At 34.4% G+C, this 20,035-nt stretch carries 10 protein-coding genes; 6 read left to right on the forward strand and 4 right to left on the reverse strand.

Annotated features, from left to right (window positions below; genetic code table 11):
• Nucleotides 1-10: 10 nt before the first annotated feature.
• The 3 genes from BUC31_RS08205 to BUC31_RS08215 all read left to right on the forward strand — a co-directional run bounded on the left by BUC31_RS08205 (nt 11) and on the right by BUC31_RS08215 (nt 4,403).
• Nucleotides 11-1,402, forward strand: a complete 1,392-nt coding sequence (locus BUC31_RS08205) for a DUF2231 domain-containing protein (RefSeq protein WP_073242931.1) — start codon at nt 11-13, stop codon at nt 1,400-1,402.
• 25 nt (nt 1,403-1,427) lie between these two features.
• Nucleotides 1,428-2,918 carry an alpha-L-fucosidase gene (locus BUC31_RS08210; RefSeq protein WP_073242933.1) on the forward strand — a complete coding sequence of 497 codons (1,491 nt, stop codon included), beginning with the start codon at nt 1,428-1,430 and terminating at the stop codon, nt 2,916-2,918.
• A 297-nt stretch (nt 2,919-3,215) separates the two neighbouring features.
• Nucleotides 3,216-4,403 (forward strand): HYR domain-containing protein, encoded by a 1,188-nt coding sequence (locus BUC31_RS08215; RefSeq protein ID WP_073242935.1) that lies wholly within the window; start codon nt 3,216-3,218, stop codon nt 4,401-4,403.
• 121 nt (nt 4,404-4,524) lie between these two features.
• Here the strand turns inward: BUC31_RS08215 and BUC31_RS08220 are convergent, their stop codons facing one another.
• The 4 genes from BUC31_RS08220 to BUC31_RS08235 form a co-directional block, all read right to left on the reverse strand.
• Nucleotides 4,525-7,830 (reverse strand): VCBS repeat-containing protein, encoded by a 3,306-nt coding sequence (locus tag BUC31_RS08220; RefSeq protein ID WP_073242937.1) that lies wholly within the window; start codon nt 7,828-7,830, stop codon nt 4,525-4,527.
• A 146-nt stretch (nt 7,831-7,976) separates the two neighbouring features.
• The gene (locus BUC31_RS08225; RefSeq protein WP_073242939.1) at nt 7,977-9,419 is read right to left on the reverse strand and encodes a PKD domain-containing protein; all 1,443 of its coding nucleotides are present in this window, start codon (nt 9,417-9,419) and stop codon (nt 7,977-7,979) included.
• Nucleotides 9,420-9,436: 17 nt separating this feature from the next.
• A complete protein-coding gene (locus tag BUC31_RS08230) occupies nt 9,437-10,984 on the reverse strand; it encodes a RagB/SusD family nutrient uptake outer membrane protein (RefSeq protein WP_073242941.1) in 1,548 nt (515 codons plus the stop codon).
• Nucleotides 10,985-10,995: 11 nt separating this feature from the next.
• The gene (locus tag BUC31_RS08235) at nt 10,996-14,283 is read right to left on the reverse strand and encodes a SusC/RagA family TonB-linked outer membrane protein (protein WP_244534019.1); all 3,288 of its coding nucleotides are present in this window, start codon (nt 14,281-14,283) and stop codon (nt 10,996-10,998) included.
• 555 nt (nt 14,284-14,838) lie between these two features.
• Here BUC31_RS08235 and BUC31_RS08240 point away from each other — a divergent pair.
• From BUC31_RS08240 to BUC31_RS08250, 3 genes are all read left to right on the forward strand, one after another.
• Nucleotides 14,839-16,500: a sulfatase family protein gene (locus BUC31_RS08240; protein ID WP_073242945.1), complete on the forward strand. Its 1,662-nt coding sequence runs from the start codon at nt 14,839-14,841 to the stop codon at nt 16,498-16,500.
• 38 nt (nt 16,501-16,538) lie between these two features.
• Nucleotides 16,539-18,155, forward strand: coding sequence for a DUF5060 domain-containing protein (locus BUC31_RS08245; protein ID WP_073242947.1), 1,617 nt, complete (start codon nt 16,539-16,541; stop codon nt 18,153-18,155).
• A 120-nt stretch (nt 18,156-18,275) separates the two neighbouring features.
• Nucleotides 18,276-19,823 (forward strand): alpha-L-fucosidase, encoded by a 1,548-nt coding sequence (locus BUC31_RS08250; protein ID WP_073242949.1) that lies wholly within the window; start codon nt 18,276-18,278, stop codon nt 19,821-19,823.
• Nucleotides 19,824-20,035: the final 212 nt, after the last annotated feature.

Below are 20,035 nucleotides of genomic sequence, written 5' to 3' on the forward strand. Positions count from 1 at the left end.
AAAATTTATTATGGATAATAGTGTTCCAGATTTTGTATTGTTTTTAGGTAGGTTTCATCCGCTTGTTGTGCATTTGCCAATTGGTTTTTTATTTTTCGCATTTGTTCTAGAAGTTTTTAGCAGATGGAAAAAAAATCCTGTTTTAACCTCTGGTATTCCTTTAGCCTTATTTTTAGGTGGACTTAGTGGTGTCGTTGCTTGTATATTAGGGTATATGTTGTCTCTAAGTGGCGATTATGAAGAAGCAGCTTTAGATACCCACTTTTGGTTCGGTATTGCAACTACCGCAATTGCTTTTTTAGCATGGCTCATACGGATTGAAAAAATAAAAATTTCTAGTTTAAAAAAGCTACAGCCAAATATTGCATTTCTTACGCTATTGGTAATACTGTTAAGTGTTACCGGTCATTATGGTGGTAACCTTACCCATGGTAGTGATTATTTGGTGAAATATATGCCTTTTGGCGGTGCAGAAGAAGAGGAGCTTGTTGCGGTAACTAAGGTAGAAGATGCTGAGGTTTTTGGTCATTTGGTTAATCCTATTTTGCAGAATAAATGTGCAAGCTGCCATAATTCAAGTAAAAAGAAAGGTGGACTTTCTATTGCTGATAGTGTATCTATCCTTGATGGTGGAAAAAACGGGGAGGTAATAATTGCTGGGGATGCCCTGAATTCTGAAATGCTAAAAAGAGTATTATTAGACCCGCACGATGATGATTTTATGCCTCCAGAAGGTAAAACACCATTGACCGAAGAAGAGATAGCTATATTAACGTATTGGATCGATAATGCGCAAGCGAATTTTAAAACTAAAGTTGCTTCTGTAGAAACTGATGAAATTGTAACGGGTATTGCTAGTACTATGTTAGGGTTGTCAGCGGGTTCTTCAAGTGGTTCAGAAATACCTATACCGAGTGTGAGTTTAGTTTCAGATGATAAAATAATTGAGCTACAGGCAGAAGGTTTTAGGTTACGTGAACTTGCATTTGAATCTGGGTTGTATGAAGCTGTATTAGCGCCAAATTCAAATGAAAATGGTACACCCGATGCGATGTCCAAAAAACTCGAAAAATTACTTTCTATAAAAGAAAATATTCTTTGGTTGTCATTAGAGAATAATCAAATAAAAGATGATCATGTAAAATTGATTTCCCAATTCCCTAATATTCAGAAATTGAAATTGAACGATAATCCGTTATCAGATAATGCAGTTGAGCAATTGATTAAATTAGAAAATTTGACAAGTGTAAATCTGTTAGGGACTGAAATAACCTCTAAAAGTATCCCTTCTTTTTCTGAAATGAAGCAGCTTAAATATGCCTATGTTTGGAAAACGAATATTAAAAAAGAGGATATAGTAAAAGTATTGATCAATGATTATCCTAAAATTATAATCGATTAAAAATTAAATAGGAGCACTAAATCGCATGAAGAAAGGTATATTTTTTAGTAGTATCATAATTTTAATTTCGCTCGGTTGTTCTTCGCAAAAAACAATTGTCGATTCAGAAATTAATACGCAAAAATATACTCCAGATTGGGAATCTTTACAGCAATATGAAGTGCCGGAATGGTATAAAGATTTAAAATTCGGAATCTATTTTCATTGGGGTCCGTACGCTGTTCCTGCTTATGAAAATGAATGGTATTCTCGGTGGATGTATGTAGATGGGCACCAAATTAATAAACATCATAAAGAAACGTACGGGCCTTTAGATAAATTTGGCTACAAAGATTTTATACCCATGTTTAAGGCAGAAGAGTTTGATGCCGATGTTTGGGCAGATTTATTCGTAAAAGCTGGGGCTCAGTTTGCAGGACCCATTGCCGAACATGCCGATGGTTTTGCCATGTGGGATAGTCAACTTACCAAATGGGATGCAAAAGATATGGGACCCAAAATAGATGTAGTCGGCGCTATGGAAAAAGCCGTAAAATCTCGCGGACTTAAATTTATCACTACCTATCATCGTCATTGGCTATACGCATGGTACCCAACTTGGGATGAAAATACAGATGCGTCCAACCCATTGTTTGAAGGTCTTTATGGTCCGAAAGTTCCAGAGGGTACATTTGTTATGGCAAATAAACCTACAAATCCCTTACCTGATGAAAAATTTAACCAAGATTGGTTAGACAGACTTACAGAATTAACTACTAAGTATGATCCTGATATTGTTTGGTTCGATAACAAAATGGATATCATAGGTGAAGATTATAGAAAGCAATTTTTAGCCGACTTTTATAATAGAGGCCTTGAAAAAGGAAAAGACGTAGTCGTTACCTATAAGTTTACCGATTTAGCGGTGGGCTCTGCAGTTTTAGATCTAGAACGCTCTAGAATGAGGGAGAAAAAAGAGTTTACTTGGTTAACTGACGATTCTATAGATTGGAAAGCATGGAGCAATATTGAAAATCCTGAATATAAATCTACCAATAGGCTAATAGATTTTTTAGTTGATGTGGTTAGTAAAAATGGTGCGGTACTTTTAAATATTACGCCGACCGCTGAAGGTAAAATACCAACGGAAGTTGAAGAACGTTTGTTGCAAATGGGGGAGTGGTTGCGTATTAATGGAGAAGCTATTTATGGAACCAGACCTTGGAAAATTTATGGAGAAGGACCTGCAGAGGTTATTGAAGGTCATTTAAGTGAGCACAAAAATGCTGATAATACGGCAGCGGATATTAGATTTACTACCAAAGACAATTTATTATATGCTTTTGTTTTAGACCTGCCAGAAGTAGAAATACGTATAAAAGCACTTGGTAAACACGAAAGAAAAATAAAAAGTGTTCAACTTTTAGGTAATCCTGAGAAAATATCTTGGGATCAAAATGATACTGAACTAATTATTCAACCAACTAAAAATCAACTTGGTGATTATGCTTTTGCATATAAGATTGAGTTTTATTAAATGATGTTAGAAATTTGGTTGTGGTGATTTTTTTACTCTCACGTCCTTTATTTGAAACATAGAAACTAATAGTAAAACTAGTATTATTGTTTTCATCACATAATTTTTACAACTATCATTCCATTTAACCCGAATCCCCAAATATTTGTTCTTCCAGTAATATCTTATAGAGTTGTTACTATACGGTACTACCAGAATGTTCTTAAATTCTATGAGGTAAAATCATATGTTGCAGTTTAAAATACATTTGAAAAGTATACTTGTTTAGGCGCCGATTAAATTTGTGAAAAAAGATATATGAAGTTTCACACATTTAGTTATAATATGTTTTTACTATTAATTGCAATAATTTTTACTTCGTGCAGTAGTGGTGATGATACGGTTAAAGTTGAACAAGATACTATTGCCCCAACAATAGATTGCCTTGAATCGATTACTGTTAATATACCGTCTTATGAAGATGGGTCAATTGTATCTTTTGAAACACCTGAGGGTAGCGATAATATAAGTGCGGTTACTTCTCAGATTGCTGGTTTTTCTTCCGGAACAAAATTTCCAATAGGTACAACAATCAATACTTTTGAGGCTAGGGATGGTGCAGGAAATAAGGCTACATGTAGTTTTGAGGTTACTGTTATTCAAGATGAACCATCTATAAATCTTCCATATTTTGTAAATGCGAACCCCACTCCAGAAGGAAAAAAATGGACTAAGGTAGAAAATATGTCAGATGAGTTTAATGGGACAACCTTTGATGATGATAAGTGGCATAGAAGCCCAGCTACAGATGGGTTTAATTGGATAGGTAGACCTCCAGGTTTATTTGAATCAGACAATGTTACTGTTAGCGATGGTAATATGAACGTAACTACAGAGAAATTTGAAAGCCCTAAAATGGTAAATGGCATAGAGTTTACCCATGGTGGTGCAATAGTTCGTTCTAAACTAAAAGCACAACAAGGTCATTATTATGAAAGTAGAATGAAAGCCAACAAAACCATTATGTCTTCTACTTTTTGGATTTCTTTTCAACAGAATTGTAATACTGGTCCTTTAAGAAAACTAGAATTGGATATACAAGAATGCGTGGGTAGACTAACAACTACAGCTGCTTGGGCGGCAGATTTTGATCACATATATGCATCTAATACTTGGAGACATGAAAGGGAATGTGATACCGAAGTAACTGGGTCATTACAAAGCCCGGCTAAAACAGTTTTAGAAAAGAAAAATAATTCTAGGTATTTTGTTTACGGATGCTGGTGGAAATCACCAACTGAGATTTTATTTTATTTAGATGGGCAGTTGACACATACCATTACAAATCCTCCTGCTGATTTTGATTTAGAGGGTCATTTAACCATGGCAATAGAAACTTATGACTGGAACCCGATAGATTCTGAAACTATCTTTGAAACAGGCTCTTTTGATGATTTAACCACAAAATATGATTGGATTAGGTCTTGGAAATTAGAGGATGAATAAGTAAAACCGTAATACATTTTTAGTTCAAAGGACAATCACAATGAAAAAAGACGGAGTTGGTAATTCAACTTCGTCTTTTTTCATTGCAAATTTTGAACTATTGGTTAGATGCGATTGTTATTTATTGTTCTGTAAAAAGGCGAAGTTTATCATCATTGATAGCACTTAGAATTCCAGTTTTATTACCAATATTTATTTTTTCAATTCCTTTGACATTGTATGGAAGTAAAATTCCACTTTCCAAGTAACTTACAGCATTGAAACTTCCTTTGCCTGTACCAATAAACAGTTGACCTATTGATGCATCTGCTCTTGTAGTTTCAACTTCAACTTCAAACTTGTTTCCCGCTATTAAAATATCAAGAATATCATCCTTGTTAAAATCATCTACAATAATGCCGTTTATGACCGAAAACTGAGCTTCTTTTGGTAAGGCTTTGATTTGTAATTCACCGTTGTTGTTTTCTAATATGATGCTTTCAAAAATTTGAGTTTCATATTTCAAGGCATTTTCAATATCTGGTAAAATATCGTCGATATCTGCTTTTGCAAATTGTTGATAGGTTCTAAATTTTCGGCTTATTTCTGGCAGTTGTTGAGAAGAACATTCTTTGCCACGCACAGGTACAAGCCTATCTTTATAATGTTTAGTCAGAAAAATATCATTGGTGCCATTACGATCAAAATCATTTGCAAAAATGGTAAATGGTTTTTCAACGCTAGCCTTAAATTTGTAGTTAAGACCAAGGTTGCCAATAACAAAATCTGTATCTCCGTCTTTGTCGATATCCGTGGCAACAATTTTGTTCCACCAACCGCTTGTTTTCGTTAAATTAAATGATGCTGTTGCATTGATGAATTCTTGACCTCGTTTTTTGAAAATGGTAATAGGCATCCATTCACCAACAATAATAAGCTCTTCTGTAGAATCACCATCAATATCGTTCCAAGTAGCCGAAGTAACCATGCCTATCTTTGATAATTCAGGGGCTATTTTTTGCGTTACATCTGTAAAAACACCATTATTATTTTCAAGCAAAAAGCTGTTTGGTGCGCTAGGGTAAGAATTAGGAATCAGCCTACCGCCAACGAAGAGATCTAAATCACCATCCTTATCAAAATCTAATGTAACAACACATGAACCACTCTCTGTTAGCTTTGGTAAATTGTCAGATAATTCAAAATTACCTGCACCGTTATTTAAGTATAATCGATCTTGTAGGGTGGGGGAGTTTTGTGAAAATTCATTACCGCCACTTACAACATACAAATCTAAATCAAGATCACCATCTGCATCAAAAAACACTGCGCCAACATTTTCGTTTTGGACGTTTGTTTCAAAAGCAGATTGTTCTAGTAATAAAAATTCACCTTTTATATCTTGTACATATATCGCTGCTTTTTGGCTTGCGGCACCACCTACATAAAAATCTTCTATACCATCGTTATTGACATCACCAACAGTTATACATGGACCATTTTGAGATAATTTATGTGGTAATAGAATCTGTTTTTTAAAATCATCATATTCGTTTTCATGATGAACAAAGGGTGAATTAAACTTTGAATCGGTGACATCTTTAAAAATAGGTTCACTTATTTTTTCAGGTGTTATTTTACTCTTGGCATCTAAATAGTTTATATTAATTAATTGATTAGCCTTAACATGCTGTAAAAGCTGCTCTTTGCCGTCTGGCCATACAATAGCAATCTTATCTATAATTGTGGTTGTTCCTAAACCAAAATGATTGACTGGTTCAACAGAAGATAAATATCCTCTTACGGTTTTAAACTCATGGTACTGAATTTCATTATTATAGGTTAACGTTATTTTTGTTCCTAAACCTGACGGGTTGTTTTTAGGACCGTCTAATTTTATTTTCAAGTAATTGTTCTCTAAATCTTCAGCTGTGTTTTTATAAATAAAGGCAGGGCCATCTATATTATTGACTATGATATCTAAATCGCCGTCATTATCTAAATCACCCAAAGCTGCACCATTAGAGAAACTTTCTTTATCAATGCCCCATTCTTTTGTTTTCTTAGTGAACGTTAAATCGCCATTGTTTTTGAAGATGTAGTTTGCTCTTTTATTTTCTTTAAATTGACTTACAATGTATGCTACATTCTCCTGGGTAGTCTTTTTACTGGCTTCAATACTACGCATATATTGACCTATTTTAGCATTGGTATCTTTATCCCAAATATCTCGTTTAAAGCCATTGGTGATGAAAAGATCATTGAAGCCATCATTGTCAAAATCGCTGCCAAGGCAAGCCCAGCTCCAATCTGTTTTTTCTACACCTGCATACGCACTAATCTCACTATAGATACCATTTCCTCTATTTAAATGGAGCATGTTATGCATGTATTGGTAATGAAAACCGTTCGTGGTCATATCACTGAATAATTTTGTATTCATTGAAGCCATTGTTGTTTTTGAACGCTCATAATCTTCTGGTAGCATTTCTAACTGAATGATATCTTCAAAACCATCATTGTTAAAATCTACAATATCTACACCCATAGCGTAAAATGGAACATGATTAAAACGTTTGGTTAATTCGTCACTAAAGGTGTTGTTACCTTTATTGATATAGGCATAATCTCTTTCTAAATAGTCGTTTGAAACATAGATATCTATTTTACCGTCACTATTTAAGTCTGATGTAGCCAAACCTAAACCGTATCCGTAATTATTTTTTATACCGGCATTGAGCCCTTCTTCTTTATAATTACCATTATCGTTAATGTATAATTTATCTCTATAGATATCATCTTCGTTTGCTTTACCTTGTAGTACTTGAGTGTAGTTTTGAAAGAATTTTTCAGGTCTATTGGTAAGGTACATGTCTAAATCATTATCATTATCGGCATCAAAGAATGAAGCCATTATCGAGTAGCCATTATCATTTAAACCAAATGATGCTGCATCTTCTTTGAAGGTCAAATCTCCTTGATTGATAAATAGTAAATTTTCTCTGTCTTCTTTTTTATTTCTAAATCCACCTCGGCATACATAAATATCTAATAGATTATCTCCATTGATATCGACCATGACTACACCGTTATGCCATCCTTTATTTTGATCAATATTCGCCTTAGCGGTGATATCTTCAAATTTAAAATCACCTTTGTTTAAGTATAGTTTATTTTCAACTTCGTTACCAACAAAAAAAATATCTGATAAGCCATCATTGTTAATATCGCCAACGGCAACCCCTGCACCGTTATATACATAATTGAAAAATTCATAAAAGTGTTCGAAATTTTCTTCAATTTGATTATTAAAATTTATTCCACTTGTTTCGGATGAAACGAATTCAAATAATGGGCTTTCATCTTCAGTTGAGACTTGCTCTTTCGAATCTTTATTGCAACCACATATTGTTAAGAATGCTAAGATTAAAAAAGTAGAATATTTCATACTGATAGTATCTTTTAGGTTTTAAAATTTAGTAAGTCAGAAGGAAACCATATTATTAATACGGTCAAATATGATAAATAAGAAAGAGGCTGACTAAGAATTATAGACAGCCTCTTTCAAGCTTAAATTAATCTGAAAATATGATCTTAATTTTTGATCACACTTACATTGTCCATATATAAATCAATATTTTGCCCTATACTAAACCCTGGATTGAATATAGCTAGTCTTACATAGTATTTGCCTACCGGTAAATTTACCGTAGCAGATGCGGTATTCCAAGTATCTGCTGCAAATCTACCTTGAAATGCTCTTAATGGTGTTTCAAAAGCGCCTAGGTTTTCTGTATTTACGAAACCTAAATTAAAGACATATTCGGCACCACCTGTAATGTCGCCAAAATGGTCTAATGCAACAGTATAAGAACCAGCTTCGGTAACATTAATTTCAACTAAATAATCAATATTGATGTCAGTAAATCCTGGTACGCCAGGACCAGCTTCGTTATAGCTATATAAAATACTGCCAGATCCACCGCTAGGTGCAAATATGGTATTCGATACCGATAGATTTTCAGATCTGTCTGTTACAAAATCTTCAAATACTGCAGTCCATTGCGATAAATCATCTGATTCACCATCATTATTACCTCCTGCAACAATATTTGAATCTACGGTAATATAATCTGTTTTAGTTATAGTCTCTGAGGCATTATCGCCAGTTCTAGTTGCTTCCAATGTAACATCGTAGCTACCTAATTCATTATAAACAACCGTTGGGTTTTGTTCTGTTGATGTCGCTGGTAACCCACCAGGAAATGTCCATAACCACGCATCTACTGCACCAGACGTTTCATCTGTATATGTGACTGTTGACGTAATCCCTGTTACTTGAGCATTAGCAGTAAACTCAGGAACTACAGGAATTGGTTCAACTACAGTTATATAACCTTCAACACTCTTAGAATCTTCACTTAATGGTGATTCTCTATGAGCGGTTAAGGTTACTTTGTAAGTACCTAAGGTATTATATGTTATAATTGGGTTATCTGAAGTTGATGTGGCAGGTGTACCTCCTTCAAATGTCCATTCCAAAAGATCATCTTCTCTAGATTCTAAAAATAAAGATTGAAGATTTTCAACTTCGGCAGTAAATGTTGAAGCAGTTCCTACGATTACCTCTGTTTCCGAGGCAGAAAATTCTACATTGACTTTTTTATAGACACCTACTAAAAACTCTCCCTTTTCAATAGTACCATCATCATGCGTTACTTCTAATGTTGTAAGATAGCCAGGTAACTTACCTTCTTCATTTAAACTTTGCCCAGTAGGGTAGTTAACATCTACCGTTGCTTGGTCAGAAGTAGGAATGCTACCTTCTACAAATGTCCATAATCTACTTGTAACATTAGATGAAGAATCAATATAGGTTATAGTACCACCTTCTGTTATATTTCTGTTTTTTGCTGTGGCTTTAAAGCTCACATCTCTTATGCCATCTCTAACATCACCATCTTCTTCACAACTTATAAATGTTGCTACAAGTGCTAGTGTTAAAACCCATAAGCTATAATATTTTTTATTTTTCATTTTTATAATGTTTTTATTTAGTAACCTGGGTTTTGAACTAGGTTAGGGTTTAATTGCATTTGAGCATCTGGTATTGGCCATCTAATTTCAAAATCTTCATATTGAGTAATAGGATCGCCAGCATTTGGTCCTCCTTGGGTAATGCCTGAGATAGACTCTTTATATTTTCCAAATCTGATTAAATCATTACGTCTCCAACCTTCAAAACACAATTCTTTTCTCCTTTCAGACAATAACTCGGTGGCATTATCTTCTTGAGAACCTAATGTCATCATACCTGCTGGTGAAAGTCCGGCTCTTGTTCTTAAACGATTTACCGTATTATCAATAACACCTTGGGTCAATTTGTTCTGACCGTTCAAAGCCTCTGCATACAATAATAAAACATCTGCATACCTGATGTACGGATAATCGAACGGTGAATCATTTGCATACCCATTTGGACTTTCTGCATGCCATTTCCAGCCTCTCCAAGTATTTTTGCCAACAGTCCATGAAGTTTCATCTGTTACTGCAGTCTCTGGGTCTGTATTATTGGCATTATGTCTAGCTATGTTGTTGATCATACGAACATCAGTATCAATATCATAGCTATCGGCAAAACTGTGGTTAATGTGACATGTTCCCCAGCCACCGCCGTTTTGTACACTACCTTGTGGACCAAAAAAGAAACCTAACAATCCACCTTCACCTAGTGCAGGACCGTCAAGACTAATGGCAAAAACCATTTCTTGACTTTGTTCGTTATCTAAATCGAAAATAGATGCATAATCTGGTAAAAGATCATATACACCACTGTCCATAACCTTTTTTAAAGCCTGTTCTGCCAATGGAAATTTATCCGTCTGGTTTAAAGGAAAACCGGTCATTTGAAGATAAATTTTGCCAAGTAATGCATTAGCGGCACCAGCAGTTACACGACCACCACCCTGCTCGGTAGGTAAGTATGGTAGGGCAGAAATTAAATCTGCAACCATAAAGTCATATACTTCTGAAGGAGCAGCTTGCGTTACATTAATATTTTCTAATGTAATAACCTCATTCTTCATTAACGGTATATTTTCCCATGAACTTACCAAAGCAAAATTAACGGTAGTTCTAAGAAATTTTGCCTCGGCTACATATTGGTTTTTTAAATCACTATCTATTTGATCAGAAGACATTGCGCCAACTCTGTCAACAACACTGTTTATTCTATTTAAAGATTCATAGTATTTAACCCATGCTTGATTAATTGCCCCAGTGGTAGGCGTAACCTGATGTAAGTAAATTAATTTACGCTCGCCGCCCCAGTTAGGAAATACTACTTCGTCAGCTGCTGTTGTACCCCAATAAATGGACCAAGGTGCTGGGTTGCTGCCACCAGTTGGTGCTATTGATTGTTGTACGGCATCATACGCACCGTTAAGGTATGTTTGTGCTCCAGCTTCATTAACTAATAATAATGGTGGTGATACAAATGTATCTGGATCTTCTGATAAAAATGATTCACTACAAGAAGTTATCGTTAGTATAGCTCCGAGTAAGAAAAATGATTTTAAGTAATTTTTTTTATAATTTTTCATAATAGTTTTTTTTAAAATCCAATATTAAGTCCAACTCTAAAAGTTCTAGCTCTAGGGTAAGAATCAGAATCTAGACCGGGCGTTAGTTGGTTATTGCCAACACTTACCTCAGGGTCATATCCTGAGTAATTGGTCCATACATATAAGTTATCTGCGGCAGCGTAAAGTCTAAAGGTTTTAACACCTAAGCTTTGTGTTACCTTACTTGGTAATTTATAACCAATTGTAATATTGCTCAGTCTTAAGAAAGAACCATCTTCAACATAATCTGAATATGCGTTACCACTTACACCTGCATCACCAAAACCATTTATTATAGGCACGTTGGTATCCGTATTTAATGGTGTCCACCTATCTCTTATAGAACCATATTTGTTGAAGAACGGAATGTTTTGACTAGTTCCTCTAACAAGGTTTTTATTGTAAACATCATTACCATAAGACCATGATGTTAGCACAGATAAATCGAGGTTTTTATATGTAAAATTATTAGTAAATCCTCCAAAATGCTTTGGTACCGTACGTCCAATTATAGTTCTATCATCTGAATTTACAATACCATCACTACTATCTGGTATACCATCACCATCAGTATCTACGGTTATTTGATCTTTAAGCTTAGGTAGCCCTGGTCTATATGTTGCAGTATCCGTTCTACCAGAAGATACAACTACACCATCTTTTAGTTGGTAATTGAGTGCATAAAGAGGTAACCCTGTATCAGATGCATCTTGCGCCATTTTTTGAGCAGCTTCAGCGTCTGTTAATCCGTCAAAATCAACAAAATCAGAATATTGGTATAAACCATCATTTTCTATACCGTAAATAGAACCAACTGGCTCTCCTACACGAGTAACATAATCGATTGGAATTTGATTATCACCAATAGCTCTTGTAAAGAATTCTGTTGCTCCTCCTAAATCTGTAACCTCATTGTCGTTGAAACTAATATTGAAACTGGAGTTCCATGAAAAGTTTTCATTATCGACGTTTACCGTATTAACCACAAATTCAAGCCCTTGGTTAACTAAGGTCCCAACATTTGTAAATACAGTTTCAAAACCAGAAGTTCCAGGTACAGGCTTATCTAGTAATAAATTAGTGGTTTCTTTCTTGTAGTACTCGGCATCAATAGATATTCTATTTTTAAAAAGACCTAATGAGATACCACCATCAAACTGAGAAGTAGTTTCCCATGTTAACCCATCAACCACAAGATTTCCAATAGCTACACCTATAGCCAATTGATTGCCATTAAAAATAGAAGATGCAGTTGCTGTTTGTGGTAAAGATCTATAGGAACCTATGGCCGTGTTACCGGTTTCACCATAACTGGCTTTTAATTTTAAGTTACTTATAGTTTGGTTATCCTTTAAAAAATTCTCGTTAGATACTTTCCAAGCTACACCAGCTGAAGGAAAGAACCCCCACTTATAACCTTCTGCAAATCTTGATGAACCATCACTACGAGCACTTAAGTTTAATACATACCTATCATCAAAATCATATTGTACACGACCTAATACCGATCTTAAAGAATTATCTACAAAACCAGATCTAGTTGCTAAAGTCTCTTGTGCAGTGGCCAAGTTATTTAAGTTTACACCAGGTAAATCAAAACCAGTTGAGCTAGAATTAGTAAATTCAAAAGAAGTTTCTTGTTGTTCATATACCGCGGTTGCACTTAATCTATGCTTACCATACGTTTTATTGAACGATAGGTTTTGCTCCGTGGTAATACCTACATTGGTGCTGTTATTTGTAAAAGCCCTTCCACCAACAGATTGTCCATAACCAAATTTCTCTGAGAAATATGCCTGACCTTTACTAGAACCAAAATTACCTCTAAGTGAAGATGTAAATTTTAAACCGTCTGCTATTTGATATTCTAAATAAACGTTTCCAAAAGAGTTGAAACGTAAAGAACGATTTGTATTTCCTTCTAAAAGCCTATTAGGGTTTATTACATCTCCAGAACGTAATGATAAAATTCTACCATCTTCATCATATTCAGCATCGTCATAACGGGTTAAACCTTGAACAGGACTAAACAAAACCGAATTGGTTATAATACCCGACTGACCATTGGCGTTTGAACTTGCCGAAGTAACCACACCCGTAGATTGTGTGAAACCCATATTAAGATTTACACCTGCTCTTAATTTTTTCGAGATATTTTGATTTAATCTCAAACTCGCATTATATCTTTCAAAATCTGTAGTCTTTATAACCCCTTCACTATTTAAATATGAAAACGATGCGGCATAAGAATTGGTTTCAGATCCACCTGTCATTGAAAGATTATAGTTGCTTGTTATTGCAGTTCTAGCTATCTCATCTTGCCAATCGGTAAGAATTACTCTTGGGTCATTTAGATTTATATCATTGCCAAATTCATCTCTATATGCTAATATTTGAGGTTGAGTTGTGTTGTTAGGATCCCATGGAAAATACTCGTTCCACCAATCAACAAATTCTTGTCCCTTTAATAAATCTATTTTTCTTGCTAACGTACCAACAGATGTATACGTTTCAAAGTTTAAGGTAGACCTTCCTTTTTTTCCGCCTTTAGTTGTAATTATGATAACTCCATTAGCTCCTCTAGAACCATATATGGCTGTAGCAGATGCATCTTTTAAAACCTCAATAGATTCAATTGTACTTGGGTCAATTGAAGATAAAGGGCTTGTAGTCGAATTACCAAGTCCAACACCTGTACTTTGGTTGTCGCCCTGTAGCGCAAATCCATCAATTACATAAAGTGGATCGCTACTTGCATTAATTGATGTTCCACCACGTACACGTACTTTAAAACCTGCATCCGGACCACCTTCTGAGGCAACTATTTGAACACCCGCAGCCTTACCTGCAATACCGCCTTCAAAGGAAACAGGTTTTATCCTATTTAATTCGTCCGCTTTTATAGATACAATAGATCCAGTAAGGTCTTTTCGTCTTGCAGAACCATAACCTATAACAACTACTTCATCAAGAGCAGATACATCTTCAGATAAACTTACATTTATGGTTGATTTTCCGTTTACCGCGATTTCTTTTTTTGTATACCCAATGTAAGTAAAGACCAAAATATCATCGCTGTCGCCATTAATGGTATAAAGACCGTCAAAATCAGTAACTGTACCGTTAGTAGTACCTTTGATAACTACACTAACGCCTGGTAATGGGCCATCTTCTGCAGTTACCGTTCCTTGAATTTTACTCGATTGAGCATTTATGGTTCCCGTGCCCAATAGCAATAGAAATGCTATCAGTAAGGTTCCTGATTTCCGTTTAAGCATGATTTTCATTTTCATAAGTTGTGAATCTAATTAAGTTAGTTCAGCAAATATTTAATTATTCAGCTTATCGTGGGATAACAAATGTTTTTAAAAGAGTAACAAATGTGTTTATCTAAAATAAATGTTAAAATGTACGAACTCTTTAAAATCTAATAGGTTTTATTTTTAATTCATTAGTAATAACTATTAAATATTATCAGATGTGTTTATGATGCTTTTTCTTAAGCTAAGATTTATTTAAATGAAGAGTATGCATTTAAAAGTACACTGAGAAAGATGTTCTTGCAGTTTGTGAAATTGGAATTGTTTTATAGATAAAATGGATAGTTTTTGTTAATTACTTCATTACTAATAAAATATAGATTTCTGTATTCAGAATAATAAGCCTCCCCTTCAATAAAAGACTTTTTAAAAATTCATATGTACTTGGCTTTAATCATATGTGTTGTTCATAAAATCATATGTTATTAGGTATTCTTAAAAAATAGCTAACTTTTGTATAGCGCTTACAGTGCTTTATTTTATTCAAATTCAGACTTTATAAATTCTAGTTAAATGTTTAAAAAACTCTTTTTCCTTTTTCTTGTAGTCGTATGTTTTTCATCTTGTGAAAAGGTTGCTAAAGAACCTATAGTTACCAAAAAACCAAATATCATTTATATAATGGCCGATGATCATACAACACAGGCTTTTGGTATTTATGGTAGTAGATTGGCGAGTTTAAACCCTACTCCGGCATTAGATCAATTGGCAAATGAGGGGATGATTTTTGACAACTGCTTTGTTACCAATGCTATTTGTACACCTAGTAGAGCTACCATTATTACAGGGCAATATAGCCAAGCAAACGGTGTGTTGGATCTAGAAGGTCATATACCACCAGAAAGGCAATATCTGCCTCAAGAAATGAAGAAATTAGGGTATGAATCTGCTATTGTGGGTAAATGGCATTTAGAAAATGAACCTGCTTCATTTGATTATTATGCAGTTTTACCTGGTCAAGGTAAATATCATAATCCAGAGTTTATTGTACAAGGTGAAAACGAATGGCCAGAAAATAGAATACAAACAACGGGACACTCTAGTGATAATATTACTGATTTAACCATAGAATGGCTAAAGGACAAACGAAATAAAGACAAGCCATTTTTCTTAATGCATCATTATAAAGCGCCACATGATGACTTTGAGTATGCGCCCAGATATAAAGATTATTTAGAAGACGAGTATATACCAGAGCCAGTAAGTTTATATGTAAATGGTAATAACGGATCTATTGCAACAAGAGGAAATAATGATTCACTGTTAAATGTAATTGGCTCATCTGTGTCTAAACGAAATACAATAAGAGGTATGGGCATGCGTATCTGGAGTGATGAGTATACTAAGATTTCTAATCCAGATTTTGATGCTTCTATCAAAACTAAATTAGACTTAAGCGATAATGGGTATACACATGCAACCTATCAAGAATATCTAAAAAGATATTTGCGTTGCGTAAAAGGTGTTGACGATAACATTGCCCGATTAATTAAATTCTTAAAGGAAGAAGGACTTTATGATAATACCATTATAGTATACACCGGTGATCAAGGTTTTATGCTTGGAGAGCATGATTACATTGATAAAAGATGGATGTATGAAGAATCTATGCGTATGCCATTCTTTGTTCGTTACCCAGAAAAAATTAAAGCTGGATCAAGAACTGATGCTATTATCAATAACACCGATTTTGCACCTACTTTAATTGATATGGCTGGTGGTACAGCACCTGAACAAATGCAGGGACATAGTTTTAAAACTATTCTAGAAACGGGAGAGGAGCCAGAGGGCTGGCAACAATCTACCTACTATAGATATTGGATGCATATGGCGCATGCGCATGCTAACCCAGCGCATTTTGGTATTCGTACAAAACAATATAAACTAATCTTCTTCTATGGCAAATATTGGGTAGATACAAAAGACCCGAAGGCAACGTGGAATAAAAAAAGTTGGGGTAATAGGTTTGAGATGGATACACCTGTTGCGTGGGAGTTTTATGATTTAGGTAAGGATTCTCAAGAAATGAACAATGCATATAATAACCCTGTTTACAAAGATGTAATTGCAGATTTAAAAAATCAACTTTTACAAAAGCGAAAGAGTTTAAATGAAGAGGATGGCGATAAGTATCCACATATTCAAAAGGTAATAGATGAGCACTGGAATGATTAAACGGTACTTCTTTTAAACTAATTATAATTCAATTTTGTATGAAAGTCATTTTTAGAACAGTAGTGTTTTTATGTATTATCGTATCAACTAATGGCTTTGCCCAATTAAAAAAGCAGAACTATAGCGCAAAAGCTATCTCTGTTCAAAAATGGGAAGTTCTGGATATTAACTTTCAAGCTAAATCAAAAAATACATCTCCTTTTACGGCTGAATTTTCGGCCGTTTTCACTCATGAAAATGGTAAGCAGCAGAAGGTGCCTGGTTTTTTTAATGGAAAAAATGATTGGATTCTTAGGTTCTCAAGCGCTGCAGAAGGTAATTATACATATATAACTTCTTCAGAAATAAAGGCATTAAACAATAAAAGGGGTAAGGTTACGGTAACGGCTGCCCAGATCAATAACCACGGTGGTATTGTCGTTAACGATGATGATCCCCAACATTTTTATTATGAAGATGGTACGCCATATTTTTTATTGGCATTTGAGTGCGATTGGTTGTATGCCTTAGATTACCATAATGAAAAAGGCTTGCCAAAAACCGAACATTTATTAAACCTTATTTCAGAAAATGGCTTTAACCAGATTGTAATGAACGTCTTTTCTTATGATGTAAGTTGGCAAAAGGATGAAAAGCTAAAACAATACCCTGAGCATGAATTTGGAGGACCAGATGATATTTTTCCTTTTTTAGGTAACAATGAGAATCCAGATTACTCTGCTTTGAACCCTATTTTCTTTCAAAGATTAGATCGTACTATAAGTATGATGCATGACAAACGTATTGCCTCTCACCTAATGATTTATGTTTGGAATAAATTGGTCGCTTGGCCAGATATGAATAGTGATGCCGATAATATGTATTTCGATTATGTGGTAAAACGTTATCAGGCTTTCCCGAATATGGTTTGGGACATTTCTAAAGAGGCGCTTTATTATGGTAGGGCAGATGAAGATTATATTCATGGTAGAATTGAAAGAATACGCGAAAACGACCAGTTTAATAGGTTGGTTTCTGTTCACGATTTTAAATACTGCTCAAATTTTCCAGAAAAAGTAGATTTTATTTCCACTCAAAATTGGTCGCATAATATCTATGATAAAATGCTTGATGCCAAGACTAAGTTTAAAGACAAACCTATTTTTAATATTGAACATGGTGGTTATGAGGAGTCCCCATATACTGTCTTTACTGGAGATTATATAAATGCCGAAACTTGCTTACGAAGAAATTATATGTGTTTGTTTGCAGGTGTTTACACTACTTATTATTGGCAAGGCGCTTCATGGAATGTTATCATTTATAACCCTTTTGAACAGCCAGAAGATTTCATAAAACCAAAGTTTGAATATTTTGAACATATGCAAAAGTTGTTTAAAGAATTCGACTTTGCCAAGTTAAAACCAACTCCTTGGCAAAATGGCAGCGCATACAATCTAACCGATAACAATGAAACTGTTCTGTTGTATATGCACAAAGAAAATTACGGTATTGATGCGGCTTTTCTTAAAAAAGAAAGCTCAAAAAGGTCATTACAATGGTTCAATACATTAACGGGAGAATTTAGCCAAACTATAGGATTGCCAAATTCTGGAAAATTAATTTCACCATGGCAAGGAAAAGCCGATGCAGTATTGATTTCCAGGCTTAAATAGGAATAAAAAGGAACATATTAATCATTTGGTCTATTATAAAAGACATACGTTTTAATCGTTTCAATGAGATAATTAGAATTTAGCGATATCAAAACCAATGAAACTAATAAGACATTTTACATGAATTTTAAAAGATATAAGTTATTCGCCTTTTTGATTTGCACCACCGTACTTTTTTCTTGTGGCGATCAAAAAGAAAAGAAAGAAGTTGTTGAGCAAACGAAACCTGTTTATGAAGCAAATTGGGAATCTATAAAAGCTAATTACAAAGATCCTGCATGGTTTAATAAACAAAAATTCGGAATTTTTATTCATTGGGGTGCTTATAGTGTACCTGCTTATAGTTCTGAGTGGTATCCTAGAAAAATGTATATGGATTCGGCAACCTTCTCTGCACAATTAGAACTAGGACAAAAAGGACCTTCAGATGTATTTTTACATCACAAAGAAAAATGGGGCGATCAGAAAGAGTTCGGTTATAAAGATTTTATTCCAATGTTTAAAGGAGAAAACTTCGATGCAAACGAATGGATCGATATTTTCGAGAAAGCTGGGGCTAAGTATGTAATACCTGTAGCAGAACATCATGATGGTTTTGCAATGTACAAGTCTAATGTAACACGATGGAATTCTGTAGACATGGGTCCTAAGAAAGATATTTTAGGAGAATTGTTCAAAGCAGGTAGAGAAAAAGGTATGATTATGGGGGCTTCTTCACATTTCGCCTTCAACTGGTCATTCTATAATAAGAAAGATAAATTCGATACTACAGATCCTAAAAATTCAGACCTGTATTCTACAAAAGGTAAAGACTTAAATGAACCGGTATCTGATGAGTTCAAAGAATTATGGTGGGCGAGAACAAAAGATATTATCGATAACTATCAACCAGATATTTTATGGTTCGATTTTTACCTAGATATACCAGATTTTGCCGATCAAAGACCTAAGCTAGCGGCTTATTATTATAATAAGGGTATTGAATGGGATAAAGAAGTGGTCTTACAAGATAAAAATTTCTCTCATGAAGCATTTCCAGAAGGTACGGTAGTATACGATTTAGAAAGAGGTAAGCTGCCAGGTATTCGAAAATTGCCATGGCAAACAGATACATCAATAGGTAAAAACTCTTGGAGTCATGTTACAAATTGGGAGTCTAAAACAGCCAATGAAATTGTAGATGATTTAGTAGATATTGTAAGTAAAAATGGAAACCTATTATTAAATGTGGGTCCCAAATCTGACGGTACTATTCCAGAAGATCAGCAGGCTATATTATTTGAAATAGGAGATTGGCTAAAGATTAATGGCGATGCCATTTATGATACCACATATTGGAAAACTTTTGGGGAAGGCCCAACTGAGGTAAAAAAAGGACATCATTCTGAAGGGGATAATGAAGGTTTGTCTTCAAAAGATATCAGGTTTACCATAAAAGATAATAAGTTGTTTGCCATTGTTCTAGATTGGCCAGAAGACGGTATGGTAAATATTGAGTCTTTAGCTAAAGATTCTGAATATGTAAAAGATTTAGAAATTGCCAATGCAAAAGTATTGGGTAGTACAGATAAAATTAAATGGAGTCAAGAGACTGACGGTTTAAAGGTTACTATGCCTAAAGAAAAACCAGGTGACTTTGCATATGTTATTCAGTTCGATTTACGATAGTTTGTTAGTTTAATTTAATTGTTCGCCAAGACTTTTGTTGTTAGAGGTCTTGGCTTTTTTTATGCAAACTTTTAATATTAAGATATAAGTAAATACCTATTTTCATCTTCATTTTGTTTCGGTTAAGTAAAATGATATAGTTAGTGAAATGCCCTAATACCCCTATTGTTCAAGTAGTGAAAGTAGGCAATATTATTAATCGAAAGTTGCTT

The organism is Maribacter aquivivus, assembly GCF_900142175.1.
GTDB classification, from domain to species: domain Bacteria; phylum Bacteroidota; class Bacteroidia; order Flavobacteriales; family Flavobacteriaceae; genus Maribacter; species Maribacter aquivivus.

Bases quoted from the DNA above. Each gene is read 5' to 3' on its own strand.
- BUC31_RS08210 (WP_073242933.1), top strand. From the start codon at position 1,428: ATGAAGAAAGGTATATTTTTTAGTAGTATCATAATTTTAATTTCGCTC.
- BUC31_RS08235 (WP_244534019.1), bottom strand. From the start codon at position 14,283: ATGCTTAAACGGAAATCAGGAACCTTACTGATAGCATTTCTATTGCTA.
- BUC31_RS08220 (WP_073242937.1), bottom strand. From the start codon at position 7,830: ATGAAATATTCTACTTTTTTAATCTTAGCATTCTTAACAATATGTGGT.
- BUC31_RS08245 (WP_073242947.1), top strand. From the start codon at position 16,539: ATGAAAGTCATTTTTAGAACAGTAGTGTTTTTATGTATTATCGTATCA.
- BUC31_RS08225 (WP_073242939.1), bottom strand. From the start codon at position 9,419: ATGAAAAATAAAAAATATTATAGCTTATGGGTTTTAACACTAGCACTT.
- BUC31_RS08205 (WP_073242931.1), top strand. From the start codon at position 11: ATGGATAATAGTGTTCCAGATTTTGTATTGTTTTTAGGTAGGTTTCAT.
- BUC31_RS08240 (WP_073242945.1), top strand. From the start codon at position 14,839: ATGTTTAAAAAACTCTTTTTCCTTTTTCTTGTAGTCGTATGTTTTTCA.
- BUC31_RS08250 (WP_073242949.1), top strand. From the start codon at position 18,276: ATGAATTTTAAAAGATATAAGTTATTCGCCTTTTTGATTTGCACCACC.
- BUC31_RS08215 (WP_073242935.1), top strand. From the start codon at position 3,216: ATGAAGTTTCACACATTTAGTTATAATATGTTTTTACTATTAATTGCA.
- BUC31_RS08230 (WP_073242941.1), bottom strand. From the start codon at position 10,984: ATGAAAAATTATAAAAAAAATTACTTAAAATCATTTTTCTTACTCGGA.